This is a genomic window from uncultured Lactobacillus sp. (assembly GCF_902491705.1).
In the GTDB taxonomy this organism is placed as follows: Bacteria; Bacillota; Bacilli; order Lactobacillales; family Lactobacillaceae; genus Lactobacillus.
In genome coordinates this window covers 44935-64562 of record NZ_CABUIW010000006.1, presented here as the reverse complement: position 1 = coordinate 64562, position 19628 = coordinate 44935, and the positions used below count along the sequence as shown (strand labels likewise).

Here is a 19628-nt window from a genome sequence, read left to right as displayed (position 1 = left end):
TTGTTCTTTATTAAATTTAGTCATAATAAAAGACCCAAAAGTGTCTAACTTTTGGGTCTCACTTCAATCTACTCTTTGCCATTAATTTATTTACGATTTTATTTGTCTCATTATTTGCTCTGGTAACAAGAGATTATAGCTTGATTTTATTGAATGCGAGTCCAACAGCACATAGTTTAAGTGACTTTTGGCGCTATAATATGGCCAGTTTAACCATATATTTTGATTTTGCTTTTTGTACAATTACTTGTTGGCAAAATGAAAAAATTAATATGAGTCAAACTTGGCATTTGGCTGCAATAGACGAAGGAAAAACATATCTAGCTAATACTTTCAGTAGTTTGATAGCATGTGGCGTTTACTTCTTATTGCAACAAATCGTTAACGTGTTTTTGCTTATTCCTACCATGGGAGCTAATGCTATATCTGAAGCCTTTAGTCAATTTGGCTTGTATCCTCGGTATTTTCCTGACGTATATTCAAGTACTGAAACGTCGTTCATTTTCTACTGGATTTTTATAGTATTAATCATCTTGTTTATCTATTTCTTTGTTAGTTTTACTAATTTTGCTTCAAGGGTTATTTCAGATGAGTTGCCCGTGAAAAGTACTTTATGGATTAGACTATTGATTATGGCAATTTTAGTAATTATTGCTGTATATGTCGGTTCAATTTTCTTTTCTCATTTGCAAAATTTAGTTGATTCTAATAGAGCACTTCAGACATATGATCCAATTTGGTTAGACGATATTGGATTATTTGTAATCGACTTAGTATTTTGTTTATGCGATATATTATTTGTTAAAAAATGGGTTGAACCTAAAATTGTGAATAGATAAGAAAAACGCCTCATTTCTTGAAAAATGAGACGTTTTTTCTTATATCTATATTACTTAAGCATTGGCAGACATGTAATCATAAAGCTGGTTAACTTCTTCAGCAGTAAATGAACCTTCACCTGTCTTCATAGCATGTACTTTTTCAACTGAAAGGTGACTAGCAAAAGCTAAATCAGTATCATTTACATGATGCTTTACTTGAAAATCGATAATTGCATTGGTTAATTCTTCTTGTTGCTCATTCATAATAATTTCTCCTTACATCTTCATTTTAATCAAACTGCCTGCAAAAATAAAATTTTTAATTAATTAAAATGTTTTCCATTGGTTGAATGGCCAATAACGAAAGACAACTCGACCGACAAGAGCACTTCGTTTAACAAAGCCGAAATATCGTGAATCCTTTGAAACATCTCTGTGATCACCCATTACAAAGTATTCATTTTTTGGCACTCGCCTTTTTAAAGTAAAGTTATTAGTATAAAGTTCACCAACTTTGTGCGCTTGTTTTTCGTATTTATTATTTAAATAAGGTTCAGGAGTACGCTTGCCATTGATATAAAGCTTATCATTCTTTGAGGTAACCATATCGCCGGGCATACCGATTAACCGCTTAATATAAAGCGCACCTTTTTGATCTGGCGCCTTTAAGATTACGATATCGTTTCGTTTAGGAGTGAAATGACGTACCGCAATCAAACGGTCACCATTTTCAAAAGTGGGTTGCATTGATGGACCTGAGACCGTTTCATTGGACAGGAAAAAACTAAAAATAAAGTAGTAAATTCCCATCAAAATTGCAAACATAATAATGATGTCGATAACAAAACGACCAATGCTCTCGTCATCATTTTTTCTCTTGGTATTTTCTGCCATAAAAAGTCTCCTTAATAATGCCTACTGTTTTTATTATAACTGATTTCTAGAGCTTTGAATGTTAAAATCATTAAGTAGGTATAAAGATATGACAGAATATATAACTAAGATTAATCAACTTGATCAAGAATTAAATAGCACTATTATTCATCGTCAAGTTAATGAAATAAGACAAATTGATAGCTATATCAGAAATAAGAAGCCACTGCCTCAAGCTCCAGCTGAATTAGGTTTATTGCCAGATCAGTTTGAAGATGTATTGGCAGAAATTGGGGAAGATAAACGTAGTGCATTAACAGCAATTAATAATTTGTTTAATAATTGCCGGCAGTATTTATCTTTAGAATATGGAATTTGGTCTATTGCTAATCTTCAAACTGCACGCTTAATTAAAGAAAAGCTTGGGGTTAAAAAGGCACTGGAGATCATGGCAGGAAATGCTTATTGGTCTGAGGCGCTTGAAGAAGTAGGTATAAAGACAATTAGTACAGATTCATTAGAATGGGCTAAGACGTCAAAGACAGGCTCACAGCCATTTCATAAGGTGCTAGATATGCCAGCTACTCAGGCAATAGAAAAGTATCGCGACGTTGATTTGATTTTATGTTCTTGGGCACCTAATTTTGGTCAAAGCGATATGAAAGCAGTTAGTGCTTGGCAGAAGTATAATAAATCAAGTCACTTATTGTTTATAGGAGAACAAGACGGGGCAACAAATTCACGAGAATTTTGGGATCGTCATTGGTTTAAAAAGACACCGGAATTAGCTGAAATAAATCATTCATTTCAGAATTTTGATTTTATTGATGAACGGATATTTGAAATAGATAATGAACTTTAAAAAAATTATTTTACTTATCATTCCGCTATTAGCATTCTTAGGAATGGGAACAATGCTATCTAATATTGATTCAGGTCATGCGGATGAGTTACTTGAAGCACATGGATTAACAAATAATACGCGCTATTTTAGAACTAACAGTAAACAAAAGATTAGTTCATTTTTGCGCTATTTAGATAAAAATTATGCAAATCACCAGTTGCAATTACACCTTGATAGCAACTATGAGAAAAAGCAGGTTTTGGTGTGGGCAAATCATACAGTTAAGAGTTTGCCTACAGAAGAGGGACGCTACTTTTCTCCAGATGACTTTAAAGGAAAAGTTTCTTTTGCAGTATTAGGTCCAGCAACTAAGGTTAATTTATTAGAAGTCCAAAATAATAAGTACGTTGTGTGGGGGCAAAATTATTATTCAGTAATTGGTGAGTTTAAAGATTATCCTCAGGTAGAAATGGATAAGTATTATTTAAGTACTGGGATTGATCAACCTACTGCTCAAGATCAGTTGAAAAACTATCGGATAGTAGTTGATGGCGCACCTAATGTGATTAATAAAATCGCTAAACATTATCATGCCCAATTACATGTCCCTTCTTTTGTAAAAGAACATCACCGTGATCGTTGGTCAATTGTACCGGATGTTTTAATGTTAATTGTTGCTGCATTAGTTGGTATTGGTAGCAATGTATTATTAGCTATTTTGATTAAGCGACAAGCTAAATTAACGCACTTGCACGGGGATTTGTTGCGTAACTGGATGATCAATCAAAGCGTACGCTTATTTATGATAGAAGGCGTCTTAGGTATCTTTACGTACTTCTTTTTAAGATATCATGCCTTTTATTCTGCACACAGCACATTGATTATTACATTAATAAGTGCATGGATTATCTTCGTAATTGCATTCTGCATAACGATTTATCGTTTAAGGAGAAAGGATAGAAAAATTGTTAAATCTACCACAAGACTTTAAAGAAAAATATCGTAAATTACTTGGCGATCAACAGGCAGAAGCTATGTTTTCTGCGCTAAATGAAAATAGCAAAAAAGCATTTAGGGTTAATACTTTGAAGAACAAGACTAATATTTCATACAGTTTGGATGATCAAGTACCTGAAATTGATCATGCTTATTATGGTGAAATTAGCGGCGATGATCCGGAATGGGTTAGTGGCTATGTGTATTCCCAAGATCCAGCTGCTATGTTTCCTGCAGCAATCAGCACTGTTAAACCAGGAGAAAATGTTTTAGATCTCTGCGCTGCTCCAGGTGGTAAGACTACTGCTTTAGGTGAGCAATTAAAAAATAAGGGTTTGCTTGTTGCTAATGAAATTTCAACTTCAAGAGCCAAAATATTGCGTGAAAATGTAGAACGCTGGGGCATTAGTAATGCGCTAGTTACTAATGAATCACCAGAGAACCTTTCATTAGCTTTCCCTGAATTCTTCGATGTGATTTTAGTTGATGCACCATGTAGTGGGGAAGGGATGTTTAGAAAAAATCCTGAAGCAATTGAATATTGGTCACAAGATTATGTTTTAACTTGTAGTGAGAGACAAAAGACAATTTTAAATGAAGCAGTAAAGATGCTTAAGCCTGGTGGTCGCTTAGTTTATTCAACTTGTACGTTTGCGCCAGAAGAAGATGAAAAGATTGTCGATTGGTTAACTAAGGAATATGGCTTTTCTATTTTAGATAGTCAAATAAAGGATGAGCGAATTAGTGCAGGACATCCAGAATGGGGCAATGACAATTCTGATTTAAAGAAAACACTACGCTTTTGGCCACAAGACGGCGTTGGCGAGGGACAATTTGCGGCAATTTTGCAAAAGCCTGGTCAGGTTAAACAAGTAGCTGAAAAAAAACGTAAAAACAAGAAAAATAAGCGTACTGCTTTACGTTTGAATAAAAACGAACAAGAACTAGTTGGTGAAGTAGTAGATCAATTTAATTTACCAGAAGAGTTGGCAGATTGGCGTAAAAAGGCTTTAGTAAGTAATGACCATGTTTTTGTGCCTGCTATCGAATTTAATGGCAAGACTAAACTTCATATTTTAAATAATGGTGTTGAATTCGGTGTTTTAAAGAAAAAGAGATTCGAGCCAGGTCATCAATTAGCTGAAGTATTAGGTCAAGTTAAACAAGAGCGAGTTATTGATTTAGTTAATGATAAAGAGTATCAGGACTATTTGCATGGTGAAACTATTAAAGTGAACAGTGATTTGCGTGGATTTGTTTTAGTGAGCTACAAAGACATGATTTTTAGTTTTGGTAAAATTGCTGGTAATCAAGTATTGAAGAATTTTTATCCAAAAGGGTTGAGAAAATGATCAAATTAATTGCAACAGATATGGATGGTACATGGCTTAATGATGCTAAAGATTATGATCGTGAAATCTTTAAGCGTGAATTTGAAGAAATGCGCAAGCAGGACATTAAGTTCGTAGTAGCTAGTGGTAATCAATATGCTAATTTAATGACGCGTTTTCCTGATGTAGTAGATCAAATTTATTTTGTGGCAGAAAATGGTGCTTTGGTAGCTAAGGGAAGACAAATTTTACATGTTGATGCTTTAAGCGATGAATTATATCAAGCTCTGCTTAAGATTACAGATGAATATCATTATCCTGCAATTGTCATGGGATTAGTCAGTGCATACATTAAAAAGAGCAACGATCCAGCTTATATCCAAGAAATGAAAAAGTATGTGGAGCATTTAGAAACGGTTGACTCATTTGATGAAATTGATGATCGTATTTTCAAGATCAGTTTAACTGTTCCAGAAGATGAAATGCCAATTGTGTTAGGGCAATTAAAACAGAAATATCCTGAAATTGGTTTTGTATCTGGTGCAGCTGATTCCATTGATATGCAAACAAAGGGTATGAATAAAGCAGTTGGGCTGGAATATTTGAGTAAGAAATTAGGTATAAAACCAAGTGAAATGGTTGCCTTTGGTGACAGTGGCAATGATGTAGGGATGCTTAAATATGCTGGACGTAGTTATGCGACATCTACAGCGTTAAAAGAAGCCAAGATGGCGGCTGACCAAATTATTGGGTCAAGTTAATGAGAGTGCAGTGCAAAAAGAAATTTTACGCTTGCTTGATTTAGCTTAAAATATTTTAGATTATGTTAAAAAGACAGATGCATTTGCATCTGTCTTTTTGATTTACTGCGACTAATTATTTTTCATCGTCAAAAGGATATCTCATACCCCATGAAGTTCTTACACTAGTCAAAATATGAGCAATGTCGTGGGACATTTGTAATTGACCATCATCATGACCTTGATCAATATATCTTTGCATGTCAGCAACTTCGTATTGTAAAGCCTTGTCACTGTCACCAGCAGTGAGCTTTTCATGTGTTTCTTCATGAGCACTGGCAGTATAAGTGATGTCAGCTTCTGTAGCACGAGGATATTGGTTAATTTCAACATAACCCTTGGTACCAGAAACTACACCCCGTTTAGGTTGCTTAGCTCTCATTGATAATGCCATAACGACCATTTGGTCCTTAGTATTTTTCATGATAATACCTGATTGTTCATCAACACCAGTTTCAAAGAACTTAACAGTAGTTAAAATGCTTTCAGGACTTTCATCTAAAAATGTTCTAGCAAAAGCAGTAGCGTAGCCACCAATATCAAGTAAAGCACCACCGGCTAAATCTTTGTTGAAGAAGCGGTTCTTAGGATCGTAATCCTTCAAACTACCAAAGTTAACTTGGATCATCTTAATCTTACCTAATTTGCCGGATTTAATTAAATCAGTAACTTTCTTGTAAATTGGCATGTGGTAAAGAGTAAAGCCTTCGGTTAAAATTAAACCTTTTTCTTTAGCCAATTTTTCTACTTCATCAAATTGACGTGCGTTAACAGTAATAGCTTTTTCACAAAAGACATGCTTGCCTGCGTTTAAAGCTTTCTTAATGTAGTCATAGTGGAAGGTGTGAGGAGTAGCGATGTAAATAATGTCGATATTAGGATCGGCGATCATTTCATCAGGATCAGTATAAATTTTCTTGACGTGCTTTTCTTCAGCGAATTTTTTAAGCATTTCTTCGTTAGCATTTGTAGCAGCATAAACTTCGCCATTAACAGCATTTAAAGCATCAGCCATCTCATGTGCGATCCAACCAGTACCAATCATTCCCCAATTATATTTTGTCATTTTAGTTCACCTTTCTTTATTTCAATTGCATTATTTTGTTTATCTGTAGTAATTAGTGAGGTAACTAAGTTTTTGAAATAGGATGTAGCTACCACACCATTTTTGTTATTAAGTTTTAAAACCAGATTATCTATATCGTTCCATGTGCTGGTAAAAGCATCAACGAGTAAATTGCCTTGTGGACTTCTAGCAAGGGATGCTACTTTTTCTCCTTGGCGAATTTGCATCTTTAATTCCATAGCTTCACCAGCTTTGATTACTTGTCTTACTGCTGGCGGTGCAACCTCAATACACAATGGGACTTTACTAGATAATTCTTTAGTAATTCTTTCGGCAGGTAATAGCAATATATATTCATCGCTCATTTGAGCTGCTATTTTTTCATATAGATGGATGCCGCCGCCACTTTTTAAAGCATCGAAATTATAATCAACGCTGTCACAACCATCAAAAGCTAAATCAATATGATCAGTGTCATTTAATGAATCGACTTTTAATCCGATAGCTTGGCAATTTAGTCTAGTTAATTCAGAAGGAGAGCAAAGCTGAATATTTGGCTTTGCTTTTTTAATAGCTTGAGCAAGATTAAATACATTGTGACCGCCACCTAAACTAACAGTCATTCTAGGTTTAATTTTGCTTAAAGCTAATTCACTTATCGTAGTAATAAGAATCACCTCGTAAATAAATTTCATTAAGTAATTATTTGTGTAATTAATTTACATGAATAATATTATACTGAAACCGATTTACAGTCAATAAAAATATTTACATTTTTAAAATAAATGTGAAAATAATTTACACATGATATACTTTTAACTAGGAAGTGAACAACATGACAACAATAATCGATAGAATTTATAGCGAATTACCAGCCATGTCGCAAAGTGATCAGAAAATTGCTAAACAAGTATTGGCTGATCCAGAAAAGATTGTAAATAGTACCATTTCTGAATTGGCTCAAAATGCTGCAGTTAGTGGTGCATCAGTGACGCGTTTTTGTCATAATCTTGGCTTAACAGGCTTTCATGATCTAAAGATTCAATTAGCTCAAGTTTCTGGCAATGAAAAAAGCCATTCTTTACAAGAAATTGTAAAGGATGACTTACAAGCTGCATTAAAGCAGATAAGCAATAATAAAGTAGCAGAAATAGAGGCTACTTTAACTAATGTTGATAGTCACGTATTAAAGAAAGTACTCGACTTATTAACTACTAGCAAGATAGTTCAGGTTTCAGCGGAAGGGGATACATATCCTGTAGCTGAGGACGCTGTTTATAAATTTAATCAAATTGGCATTTTTGCGATGGCTTCAGGCGGCAATGTCGAAACTGCAATTGCTCAAAGTATGAATTTGACTGATCAAGACTGTCTACTGGTGATTTCTAATTCCGGCGAATCTGCCGCATTGCTTAAACAAATTAAAGTTGCTAAAAAACAGGGAATTAAAGTAATTGCGATTACTAATAGAGCCGATTCACCTATCGCTTTAGAGGCAGATTATCATTTGCAAACAGCAGTAAGACAAACAGTTTTACAAACGCAGTATTACTTCTCAAGAGTAGCAGCGTTTACCATGATTGAAGCAATTTTCTTATTATTGATCTCACAAGATGATGAACGAATAGAACATATCAAAAGACATGAAGAGATCATTTCTAGTCAAAAAATTTAAAGCAGTTGATCGATTTGACTCTTTAAAGGTAAATCGTAATATTTTTTGATTTGAGGTACAGATGCTAAGCTATGTTGCCCATAAATTGCAATTAAAGCAGCTAATTCATCTTTCCAAGAAGAGATGAGTTGTTCTAGTCCATCAGTGCCATTTTGGTTATATTCTTGTAAAAAGACATTAGAGATGCCAACGTATTGTCCACCAAGTGCCAATCCTTTTAAAACATCTAAAGGATTGCGTACACCGCCTGAGACGATAAAGTTGACGTCTTCTTTTTTTGCCATTAAAGCCGAAATAACAGTAGGGATACCAATGTCTTCTAGATATGAAACGTCTCTTGAATTACGGGCATTTTCAATCTGAGCAAAATTTGTACCACCGCTACCAGCAACGTCAAAGTATTGAATACCAATGTTTTTTAGGGTATTAATTGTCTTTTGATCTAGTCCAAAACCAACTTCTTTAATGATAATTGGAAGATCAATTTGCTCGCGCATTTCTTTAATATGGTTTAGCCATAAGAAATTTCGATCGCCTTCAGGCATGGCAATTTCTTGAACAGTATTGAGATGAATCTGCAATGCATCTGCTTGTAATTCTTGAATGATTTGCTTAGCAGCATTAACAGGTGTTTCTGGATTAATATTAACCAGTAAAACACCATCAGGATCTTCATTTCTAGCTACATAAAAGCTATCTAACTGATTTTTTTCTTTAGTAAGAATACTTGCTGATCCTAGGGCTAAGGCGATATTTTCTTTAGCAGCTACGTGACCTAAAGCTTGATTAACAACTTTGGATTTTTGTGAGCCACCGGTCATTGCATTGATAAAAAAAGGCGCAGAAACGCGTTTTTTGAACATTTCTACTCCTAATATTTTTGTATCAACTTTGGTTTCGGGCAAAGCAGGGCGAAGTAAATGCAGTTGATCAAAGCTATTATATTTTTTCTCATTAAAAAACATCTGAGCTAATTTCAGATGTTCTTCTTTTCTTTCAGATCTAATTGACATGTAGTTTCTCCATTAGTGAGCTAGACTAATTTGGTGCACTCTAAAATTAAGAGGTAAGATGCCATTATGACGCCATTCACTTTCGAGAGCAGCAACATCAGTATTAGAGTCGGTGATCACGATACCGCAGTCACCATTACCTGCACCAGAAGTCTTAGCAGCTCCGCCAAAGTCTTCCGCAATTTTGATTAATTGAGTCAAACGAGGAATTTCAATAGCGATTTGGTTAATTTTAGCAAAGTGTTGTAATAACTTACGGTTAGCACGAATTTGCTTTTTAATTAATGAAATATCGTTTGCTTCAAAATCAGCGATCATCTTTAGAACACATGCTCTGGAATCAGCTAAGAAATTCTTGTATTCCATATTTAAAGCAGCTTTATTAGCATTAGTTTCATCAACTAAGCGAGAAGTAGAAGCTGGTTTTTGACTCCAACCAATCATCAATTTCATATCCTTAGGTGGATTGAGCAATTGAATCTTTAAACCAGGCCAAGCTTCATTAACTACTTCAGACAAAGTCTTTTTATCAAGTTCATGTTTAAGCCAAGGCTTATCAAAGGTTTGGTAAGCTAACCAGCCGCCGTAGACACTAGCAGCAATATCTCCTGCAGAACCATTACCTTGAACAGAATAGTGGGAGATAGCTGAGAGCTTATAAACAAGCTCATTGCTCATTTTTACGCCATAAAAATGCAAAATAGCTTTAACAGTGGCTACTGTAACGGCAGCACTAGAGCCTAAACCATATTTTTTACCGTCGGCAGAATCCAAATCTGAATTAACATGCAGATCATATACTTTCATCTTAATGTTTTGTTCAATGCAGTATTGTTCTGTAAAAGAGATTGCAGACAAAATATACTCAAATGGATTATCACGGTTGTCAATTACCATCTTGGAGCCTTGACGAACCCAATGGATAGAATCTTGTGAGTATTGCTTAGAGTGAATTAATCCAGTAGAAGTTTTGCTTTTCGTAATTGAAACGCGTACAAATTGATTCACTGCAACCAAAACGGCAGGACAATCCTGCTCTAAAACTGCATATTCTCCGGCAATATATAACTTTCCAGGTGCTTTTTCTGTTATCAAAAGAACTAAATCCTCGAATCTAAAACTTTATATGTACAAATTAGTCCAAATAAGTAACTCCGGGACCAAAACTTGCACTCACTATATTAACATTATTGAATTCTGACTCAAAGTTTTCAATAATTTCTTTTCTATTTCTTAATTGGCAGAGTACTTTAATATTTGGACCAGCATCAATAGTATAGTAGCATTCGATTCCATGTTCACGTAAATTTTCTATTAATTTTATAGCGCGAATGGTATCCGGTTCAAAATAAGTAAACTCTGGTTGTGCAGTTAAGTTAATCGCGTGCATCTCATTAGCGTTAAGTTCAGCTAATTCACCTAAGGCAGTGAAATCATTATTTTTTATTGCTTCAATCATCTTGTTTAATTCAAGTTCGTTGCGTGCAATCCATGGCTTGAAAAATGGGGAAGATTGAGCATCCTTCATTCCGCGAGTTGATGAAATCTTTTTTTGCTTAGTGTCTAATTCAACTGCTAAAAGTTGTAAATCCATTTTTGGATCTTCATCTAAAGCATATGCATAAGAGCTCTCATCTGAGTCGCCTTTTTGCCAAATAGAAAATCCACCAAAAATAGAACGACTGGCAGAGCCTGAGCCGATTCTGGCTAAACGCGATAACAAAGTTTTATCTGCGTCAATATTATAGTAGGCACAAAAAGCTGCGGCAAGTGCTGCAAAAGCAGAGCTTGAAGAAGCAAGACCAGCAGAAGTTGGTACATGGTTAATAGACTTAATTACTAAATTTTCTTCTTCAAGATTAAATTTATGTTGCAACATTTTGATGTAGTTAAAAACACGCTGACTGTCAGTAATAGATTGCTTTTTACCATTCAAATAGAATTCACTTGAATCTTTAGCTTTTTCAATAGAAGTATCAGTATAAAAAGCATCAAGCGTCATTGATAAACTTGACATTAATGGAATTCTTAAAGTAGCGTCTTTTTTACCCCAGTATTTGATTAAGGCAATATTTGTATGTGCTCGTGCAGTTTTTGTCATTAAATTTCCTCGATCCAGCTGTTGCTAATGATATCTTTACACTTGTCTGCTATATTATTGGCAATTTCTTTGTTTTCACATAAGGTGATGGTAATACCACCTAAACCGCCACCAGAAAGTTTAAATCCTAAAGCTCCATTTGCTAGGGCGATTTTTTGCAATTGATCAATCTTGTCTGTAGAGATATTGAAAGAATGCAAAATTTCTTGTGCTTCGTTAAACACTTTGCCTACTGTTGGAACATCTTGATCAAGCCAAGCTTGCTTAGTTATATCAGCTAATTCGCCTAAACGCTTCATATTCTTTTGAGCTGTTTCAGATTGATCTAATAATGATCTTACTTGAGTTACAGCTTTTTTGGTATTGCCCAATTGTCCTGTATCCATAATTAAAAGAGTGGCTCCTAATTTAGCTTTGAGCATCTTAGGCCCAATCTTTTTATTGAAAAAGACTACGTAATCTGAATTAACAGTAGCAGCATCAAGGCCAGATGCCTTACCATGATTAATCATTTCAGCATGGTTAGTAACTGCCATAATTTCTTGTTCTGTTAAGTTTAAATCGAAAAATTTGTTTAAAGCTCTTGTTGTGCCAAGTGCAACTGTAGCGCTTGAGCCAAAGCCACGTTCCATAGGAATTTCACCTGTGTAAGTGATTTTTAAAGGTTGCGTACTATTTGCTTTTTCACGCATGGTTTTGACTACATATTTAAGGCCATCATATTCATCTGGTGCATCAAAAAAGGGACCATGATAGCGTGCAGTGTCCATCCACATTTGATCGGAATCTTCAACCGTGGTTTTAATATGCAAAGCTTTAATTGGCATTGCTAAAGCGTCATAGCCATAAACGACAGAATGTTCACCGATAATAATTACTTTTCCATGAGCTAAAAAACTACACTTCATTATATTCAATCATCCTTAAAATAGATTTAATAAAAGTTAAAACCTTGTTATGCTAAAATATTAAACAAGGAGTACGAACAAATGATCAAAATTCTAACAGGAAGACAAACCGACCCATTACAAGAAAAAATTCTGGAAGAAGCAGTGCAAAATTATCAGCAGCATCCAGAAAAACAAACTTTTATCATTGTTCCTAATCATATTAAGTTTACCACAGAAGTTAGGGCAATTAATAAACTTGCAATCAGTAAAAATCAAAGTGAGACAGCAGTAAAAAATTTGCACGTTCTTTCTTTTTCTCGTCTTGCTTGGTTTTTCTTAAAAGATGCAGAGCAGGGGTTGCCAATACAGCTAGATGATGCAGCTAGTGCAATGCTATTGACGCATATTGTAGAACAAGAAAAAGATAAGCTGACAATTTTTGAGAATTCAAATACTGGATTGATCAATCAGTTATATAGCACTATTTTGCAAATTTATGATGGCAATGTGAACTTGGATGATATTGATAAAGATAGTCTAGATCAAGAAACTAAAAGCAAAGTTCATGACTTACGCATAATTTACGATGCTTTCATTAAAGAAATAGCTGGTAAATTTTCAACTAAAAATGAAGTTCAAGTTCAATTGAATGAGATTTTAGCTAAAAGTAAGGCTTTGGACAATGCCAGCTTTTATTTCTGCGATTTTTCGCATTTTTCATTGCAAGAAACCTTAACTATTAAATTGTTGATGCGTAAGGCTAAGAATGTAGTGTTAGCTTTTAAAACTAGATTAGGTGATATTAATCCGCAAGCTGAGGAAGGTGACTATGATTACGTAATCCAGCAAACGATCGACCGATTTACTTCATTTTTACAAGAAAGAAAAATGGATTATACGGTTGAAAATTATCCACTTTCACCCAAACCTACTAAGCGCGAAACTTTAAATAGTTTGTGGACCGAGGCAATTTCAAAAACTGATGAATTGAATCAAGTGCAACTTATTAAAGCAGATTCACGTTATGCGGAAGCATATTTTGTAGCACGAACTATTTATCAGCAAGTGGCTTTGAGCAATTATCGTTATCATGATTTTTTGATTTTAGCGCCGGATTTAAAGGAATATGAAACTTATTTAACGCCAATTTTACGACAAAATAAGATTCCATTCTTCAATGACTTGCAGCAGGAAATGAAATACCACCCTTTGGTTGTGTTGATCGAAAACCTGTTTAATTTGCATGATTTAAAGGCTAATCCTTTTACAACTTCTAGCATGTTAGCTATTTTAAAAACACATTTGCTTATTCCATCGTGGTATAAAGAAGAAGCCGAATACATTCATGATGTTGATGAACTAGAAAATTTTGTGTTAGCTCACGGTATTAACCATGGTTTGTGGCGTAAAAAGTTCTCTGATTTTGTGGATGCTGAAGTTATTCGACTAGACAAAATGGATGAGGAAGTCGCTAAGATTGATCAATTGCGTGGATATTTAGTTGATAAAGTAACTAACTTATTTGAAAAATTATCCCAAGAAGAAAACAGTCAAAAGGCATTAACCATCTTTTTCGACTTTTTAACTGAAAATGGCATAGCTGCAAGACTAGAAAAATGGCGTGATGATGCTAATGAAGCTGGCGATCTGCAACAAGCTCAACAGCCAGAGCAATTATGGGATTTGTTAATTCAACTGCTTAGTGACTATTTAATGATCAATCCTGAAAAATTTAATATGGACGAATTCTTTAACATGCTGATTAATGCATTTAAAGAAGCTAATTTTTCGCAAATTCCTTCAACGCTTGATGCAGTTAACTTATCTGAAATTGGAATGGTTCAAACTAGCGGATACAAGCAAGTTTTCATTATTGGTGCTACTAGCGGTAATTTACCTGCTATTCAAAAAATGCCAGGCTTTTTAACCACTGAAAACTTGACTCAACTGCAAAACAGCTTTAGTTCCGATTCATATTTGGAAGATAACCAACAACTAAATAATTTGGATCAAAACTATCAATTTGGATTATCACTTGCTTTAGCACAGGATCGTGTATATGTGTCGTATCCTGTATTAAATGCCTCAAATGAAACGCTGGATCCTTCTATTTATTACAAACGGCTCAGTGATTATGGTGCTCAAGAATTTGAACAGCATGATTTACCAGAAAAATTGCAGGATTTATTGTCGTTTATTACTAATGCAGATGCTAGTTTAGGATATTTAGCTTATCTGAATTCATTAGCTAAGTCTTCTGCAGTAACTAAATTGCTTCAATTTACACAAAAAGTATTGCCAGAAAAAACAAAGTCTGTTTTAGATGCCAGTCAATTTGACAATCAACCAGAAGATATTGGTCAAGAACTTGCTACCAAGTTATATGGTGAAAATCTGAATTCATCAGTATCACAGCTGGAAACTTTTTATGAAAATTCGTATGAGTACTTCTTAACTTATGGATTAAAGCTGCGGCGTCGTTTTGAAAATGAATTTGATGTCATTCAAGTGGGTAACTATTTCCATGAAACTTTTGATCGTCTGGTAAAGCAGCTTAATAAGCAACATCTTGATTTGGCAGATCTTAATAGTATTGAACTAGAAAATATGCTTAATTCTGTTAGAGAGGTCATGAAAGATGAAGGAAAATATGCACAGCTAATGAATGATCCTTTCAATCAGTATTTATTTAAGTGCTTAGATCATACAACATCTAAGGTAGCTCATAATTGGCGCAGATCACTAACAAAAACACCGCTTAGAGCTAAGTATTCTGAATTAAGTTTTGGTGTAGGTGAGCGTCTTAAAGGATTAAGTTTTGGTGTGCCAGATTTATCAGGTAATCACCGAGTTGATTTGCGCGGAAAAATGGACCGTGTAGATTTAGCTAAATTTGCAGATAAAGATCAGGTATTAGCACAAGTTATTGACTATAAATCTTCTGCTAAAAAGTTTGATTTGGGGATGTTCTATAATGGGATTTCACTGCAAATGATTTCTTATCTGGATGTTTTAGCTAATAATGGTCAATTCTTTGCTGGGGATGATCAATTATCATTATTAGGAGCATTTTATCAGACAGTTACTAGACAACTGGAACGATTAAACAGTAATAAATTGATTGATGGTTCTATGAATCTTAAGCAAGCTGCAACAGATAGTAAGCCTAAATTAATGTATAACGGAATTATCAGTAATGATCCAGATATTTTGACAGAGGCTGAACCATTACTAAATGGAAGCGTTAGCCAAGCTTCTGAGCTTTATTCTGGGGTTAAAACTAAGGCTAGGGGCGGCTTTAGTTTGCCCGCAAATCGTAATTTTAGTGAAGATGAAATCAAATTGCTTTTGGAATACGATGAATATCTAATCAAAGAGGCATCAAGTCAAATTCTTTCAGGCAAGATCAGCTTGAATCCATATAAATATGGTAAGTCGCAAAGTGCTCTGACTTACTCAGACTTTAAAGACATCTTTTTCTTTGATGCTATGCTTAGACAGAATCAATACCATGAAATTAGCAACATGAAGAAGAAAGATCTTTTAACTAAAATTAAAGAGCGATTAGGAAGAGAGGACTAATTTTGCCACAATTTACTAAAGAGCAGGAAAAGGCGATTAATGATCGCGGACACGACATTTTAGTTTCGGCTTCAGCTGGTAGTGGTAAAACTACTGTCTTGGTTGAGCGGGTCTTAAGAGAAATTTTGGCAGGAACACAAGTAAGTGAATTACTGGTTGTTACGTTTACTAAGGCTGCTGCCGAAGAAATGAAGACGAGAATAAAAAATGCTTTAACAAAGGAATTGACTAAGCCTGGGGTTAATCGTAGATATTTAAGAGAACAATTGAATCAAGTTGATACTGCAAATATCTCAACTATTGATGCATTTTGTCTTGAAGTGATTCACCGTTTCTATTATTCAGTAGATTTAGATCCTAGTTTTCAAATTCTTACTGATGAAACGCAAGCTGCTTTATTGAAAGAGCGTGCTTTGCGTGAGGTTGAAGGAGAATTTTTAACTAAGCAAGACTCTAATTTTAGAAGTTTTTATGATAATTTTGCTGGTGATAGGGATGCAAATAGTCCTCGAGATTTATTATTGGATCTTTACAACTATGCGATGGCTAAGCCTGAATATCTTAGCTGGTTAAAACAATTACCCCAAATATATGAAACAGGCAGCGAAATTACCCAGTCACAGTTATGGCAGAAGCAGATTAAGCCATATTTGTTAGATAGTTTTACTGAATTAGAAGATAAGATTAACAAATATTTAGAAGAGACTATTTTTGAAACTAAAGAGCTGAAAAAAGTTAGAGAAGACTTCAGCTTATTTGCACAAAATTTGCATAATTTTTTAGCAGCACTGACTTCTGATAAGGCCTATGATGAGCAAAGAGACTTGTTGCGCTCTTGCATTTTTACAGGTCGCTATCGTAAATCTAATAAATGGGACGAAGACATTTTAGAATTTTATAGCGATTTACAAAAACTAAAAGATGAAGCTAAAAGCCAAGTTTTTGATGCCTTTACTGCTTTTTATGCAACTGATGAAAAAGAACAAGTAAAAGTAATGCATGATGGTCAGAAGGTTGTCTCTGCAATTGCTCAAGCTGAAATAGCTTTGATCGATCGCTTTAATAAATTAAAGCGTGACGAGAATTTAATAGATTACAGCGATATGGAGCAATTAGCATATCGAATTCTTAGTCAGGATACTTCTAGCTCACAGATGGCTAGAGAGTTTTATCAAAATAAATTTAAAGAAATCTTGGTTGATGAATATCAGGATATTAACGCTTTACAGGAAAACATTATCCAACAGGTTAGAAAAACTGGTAAAAATACCTTGTTTATGGTTGGGGACGTAAAGCAGTCTATTTACGGTTTTAGACAAGCTGAACCAAGTTTGTTCTTAAGAAAATATCATGATTTTGCTCAAAAAGAGAATGAACACGAAGAACGAATTTTACTTTCTGATAACTTTAGATCAACTGAGCCTGTTACTCGTACTGTAAATCATTTGTTTGATAGCATTCTGAGTTCTAATTTTGGTGGGATTGATTACCAAAAAGAAGGTCAATTAGTATTTGGAGCTAGTTATTATCCAGATAATTTGCCTAAAGCAAGTGAAGTAATAATTCACAAAAAAGAAAGAGGAGAAAAAGAAGACAGCGATAAGGTCGATTTTTCAGAAATTCAAATGGTTTTAGCTCGAATTAAGCAATTAAAAAAAGAGCATATGCAAGTCTTTGACAGTAAAAGCGGACAAATGCGCGAGATGAGATACAGCGATATTGCTATTTTGACTAGAAGTCACAGCGATAATTTGGAGATTATGCAGGAATTCGCTAAGCAAGATGTGCCTCTTTTTGTAACGGATGCCGAGAATTACTTCCAAACTTTTGAATTAACTGTGATTATGAATTATCTGAAAATTATCGATAATCCTGATCAAGATATTCCTCTGGTTACTGTTTTACGATCACCATTGTTTAATTTTGGCGAAAAGGATTTGGCTAAGATTCGAATTAAGAGTAAGAACAGCAGCTTTTATAGTGCACTTACTTCATATGTTGGTGTGGGGGATGAACTCAGCGATAAGTGTAAAGACTTTTTAAATCAATTAGCATCACTGCGTGATTTTGCTACTACGCATCGTATTTCTGAATTGATTTGGAGTATTTATACGAGAACCAATCTTTTGGAAATCATGACTGCCTTGCCTAACGGGGAACAGCGCCGCGTTAACCTAGAAGCACTTTATGAAAGAGCCACTTCTTATGAGAGTGCAGGCTTTAAAGGACTTTATCAATTTATTAACTTCATTAACAGAATGCGTCAAAGCCAAAAGGATTTAGCCCAGCCGCTTTTGACTAAAGAAGCTGGAAACGCAGTAAGGTTAATGACAATTCACGGTTCTAAAGGGTTGGAGTTTCCAATAGTCTTTTATTTAGGGATGCACCATCAGTATCAATTAAGAGACTTAAATGGCAATTATGTCATTAATGCTGAAAGTTTGGGTGTTACTTTAAGAGAAGAACATTACCGAATTGATTCATTGGTTAAGGCAATGGGTAATATAACTAAGAAAAGGCAACTGCTTGAAGAAGAAGCACGTGTTCTTTATGTTGCTTTAACGAGAGCCAAGCAAAAATTGATTTTAGTTGGTGATATCCCTAGTTTTGATAAAAAGGTCAAAGAATGGTCTACTAAACTGGATCGACAAGGACAATTGTCACTAGCAGATAAATTATCTGCTACAACTCCGTTGAGCTTTATGGGACCTGCCCTGGCCTTTGATCGTCATGTAGCTATGAGAATCACTGATATTACTAATTCACTTGACCAAAGCCAGCCAATTTTATTTGTTGATTTTTCAGATGAGGATCTAAATACAGATAGTTTTATTGGTGAAGATAAAGAAAAGCATGAAGATGGCGAAGCAGAAATTAAGAAGCTGACAGAAACTACTGAGAAGCTTTATCAATTTGATTATCCATTTAAAGATGCAAGTGCGACTACTGCTTATCAAGCCGTTTCTGAAATTAAGAAAGCTTTCAATGATCCAGATGAAGCAGAATTAGAGAATTCACACTTATTAGCTTCAACCAATCGATATTTACAACCGATTGATACTAAGCCAAGCTTTTTGTATCAAACTAAATTTACCGGAGCAGAGATTGGTACAGCAACGCACTTGATTTTGCAATATTATGACTATACAGGCAATGGAAGTGAAGAGCAGCTTGATCAAGAAATTCAGCAATTGATTGATCAAAAAAAGCTAAATGCTGATATTGTTTCTAGCCTTAAGAAAGATCAAATTGAGTGGTTTGTTCATAGCGAATTTGCTAAAGAGTTTTGGCAAAAGCCAGAGAACTTAAAACGAGAAGTTGATTTTTCTAGTCTGCTTTCTGCTAAAACCTTATTTGATGATTTTAGTGATGCGAATGCAAAAATTTTGGTTCATGGTACGATTGATGGCTATTTTATTACAAATAATGGTATTATTTTGTTTGACTACAAAACTGATCATGTTGACAAATCGCATTTAGATAAATCAATCGATTTGTTAAAAGAGAAGTATACCGGACAGCTTCGTTTGTATGAACGAGCAATAAATGAATTTAGTACTAAGAAAGTAATAGGAAAGTATTCAATCTTGCTTGATGCTAAACAAGCAGTAGAAGTTAAGTAAACAAAGAAGGGAG

15 protein-coding genes and 1 pseudogene are annotated in these 19628 nt (G+C 34.6%); 8 read left to right on the top strand and 8 right to left on the bottom strand.

Features of this window, described 5'->3' with window-relative positions:
* Window positions 1-80 precede the first annotated feature (80 nt).
* On the top strand, window positions 81-839 hold the full coding sequence (locus RDN22_RS02460) for a hypothetical protein (RefSeq protein ID WP_308555571.1): 759 nt from the start codon (window positions 81-83) through the stop codon (window positions 837-839).
* Between the two features lie 54 nt (window positions 840-893).
* Here RDN22_RS02460 and RDN22_RS02455 read toward each other — a convergent pair whose 3' ends face one another.
* Together RDN22_RS02455 and lepB are read right to left on the bottom strand one after the other, a co-directional pair.
* Window positions 894-1085, bottom strand: coding sequence for an LBP_cg2779 family protein (locus RDN22_RS02455; RefSeq protein WP_308555567.1), 192 nt, complete (start codon window positions 1083-1085; stop codon window positions 894-896).
* Window positions 1086-1148: 63 nt separating this feature from the next.
* A complete protein-coding gene (lepB, locus tag RDN22_RS02450; RefSeq protein WP_308555566.1) occupies window positions 1149-1715 on the bottom strand; it encodes a signal peptidase I in 567 nt (188 codons plus the stop codon).
* A gap of 88 nt (window positions 1716-1803) precedes the next feature.
* Between lepB and RDN22_RS02445 the strand changes: the two genes are divergently transcribed.
* The 4 genes and pseudogenes from RDN22_RS02445 (at window position 1804) to RDN22_RS02430 (ending at window position 5675) form a co-directional block, all read left to right on the top strand.
* Entirely contained in the window at window positions 1804-2556 is a 753-nt protein-coding gene (locus tag RDN22_RS02445) for an SAM-dependent methyltransferase (protein ID WP_308555564.1), read from the top strand.
* On the top strand, window positions 2546-3529 hold the full coding sequence (locus RDN22_RS02440; protein ID WP_308555562.1) for a hypothetical protein: 984 nt from the start codon (window positions 2546-2548) through the stop codon (window positions 3527-3529). Before RDN22_RS02445 ends, RDN22_RS02440 begins: the two co-directional genes overlap by 11 nt.
* Entirely contained in the window at window positions 3504-4886 is a 1383-nt protein-coding gene (locus RDN22_RS02435; RefSeq protein WP_308555560.1) for an RsmF rRNA methyltransferase first C-terminal domain-containing protein, read from the top strand. Before RDN22_RS02440 ends, RDN22_RS02435 begins: the two co-directional genes overlap by 26 nt.
* Window positions 4883-5675 (top strand): annotated as a pseudogene (locus RDN22_RS02430) (Cof-type HAD-IIB family hydrolase). Before RDN22_RS02435 ends, RDN22_RS02430 begins: the two are co-directional and overlap by 4 nt.
* Before the next feature lie 66 nt (window positions 5676-5741).
* On the opposite strand, the gene RDN22_RS02425 reads toward RDN22_RS02430, so the two are convergent.
* Together RDN22_RS02425 and RDN22_RS02420 are read right to left on the bottom strand one after the other, a co-directional pair.
* The gene (locus RDN22_RS02425; protein WP_308555558.1) at window positions 5742-6731 is read right to left on the bottom strand and encodes a Gfo/Idh/MocA family oxidoreductase; all 990 of its coding nucleotides are present in this window, start codon (window positions 6729-6731) and stop codon (window positions 5742-5744) included.
* The gene (locus tag RDN22_RS02420; RefSeq protein ID WP_308555556.1) at window positions 6728-7426 is read right to left on the bottom strand and encodes a ribose-5-phosphate isomerase A; all 699 of its coding nucleotides are present in this window, start codon (window positions 7424-7426) and stop codon (window positions 6728-6730) included. The genes RDN22_RS02425 and RDN22_RS02420 overlap by 4 nt, the downstream gene beginning before the upstream one ends.
* A gap of 140 nt (window positions 7427-7566) precedes the next feature.
* Between RDN22_RS02420 and RDN22_RS02415 the strand changes: the two genes are divergently transcribed.
* Window positions 7567-8406, top strand: coding sequence for a MurR/RpiR family transcriptional regulator (locus RDN22_RS02415; protein WP_308555554.1), 840 nt, complete (start codon window positions 7567-7569; stop codon window positions 8404-8406).
* Here the strand turns inward: RDN22_RS02415 and fni are convergent.
* The 4 genes from fni to mvk are packed head-to-tail and all read right to left on the bottom strand — an operon-like array spanning window position 8403 to window position 12428.
* Window positions 8403-9419, bottom strand: a complete 1017-nt coding sequence (fni, locus tag RDN22_RS02410; RefSeq protein WP_308555552.1) for a type 2 isopentenyl-diphosphate Delta-isomerase — start codon at window positions 9417-9419, stop codon at window positions 8403-8405. The genes RDN22_RS02415 and fni overlap by 4 nt on opposite strands.
* Before the next feature lie 12 nt (window positions 9420-9431).
* On the bottom strand, window positions 9432-10514 hold the full coding sequence (locus tag RDN22_RS02405) for a phosphomevalonate kinase (protein ID WP_308555550.1): 1083 nt from the start codon (window positions 10512-10514) through the stop codon (window positions 9432-9434).
* A 40-nt stretch (window positions 10515-10554) separates the two neighbouring features.
* Window positions 10555-11520 carry a diphosphomevalonate decarboxylase gene (gene mvaD / locus RDN22_RS02400; RefSeq protein ID WP_308555548.1) on the bottom strand — a complete coding sequence of 322 codons (966 nt, stop codon included), beginning with the start codon at window positions 11518-11520 and terminating at the stop codon, window positions 10555-10557.
* On the bottom strand, window positions 11520-12428 hold the full coding sequence (mvk, locus tag RDN22_RS02395) for a mevalonate kinase (protein WP_308555547.1): 909 nt from the start codon (window positions 12426-12428) through the stop codon (window positions 11520-11522). The genes mvaD and mvk overlap by 1 nt, the downstream gene beginning before the upstream one ends.
* Before the next feature lie 81 nt (window positions 12429-12509).
* On the opposite strand from mvk, the gene RDN22_RS02390 reads away from it, so the two are divergent.
* Both RDN22_RS02390 and addA read left to right on the top strand, forming a co-directional pair.
* Window positions 12510-15992, top strand: coding sequence for a PD-(D/E)XK nuclease family protein (locus RDN22_RS02390; protein WP_308555545.1), 3483 nt, complete (start codon window positions 12510-12512; stop codon window positions 15990-15992).
* A gap of 2 nt (window positions 15993-15994) precedes the next feature.
* Window positions 15995-19615 (top strand): helicase-exonuclease AddAB subunit AddA, encoded by a 3621-nt coding sequence (gene addA, locus RDN22_RS02385; RefSeq protein ID WP_308555543.1) that lies wholly within the window; start codon window positions 15995-15997, stop codon window positions 19613-19615.
* The last annotated feature ends 13 nt before the right edge of the window (window positions 19616-19628 follow it).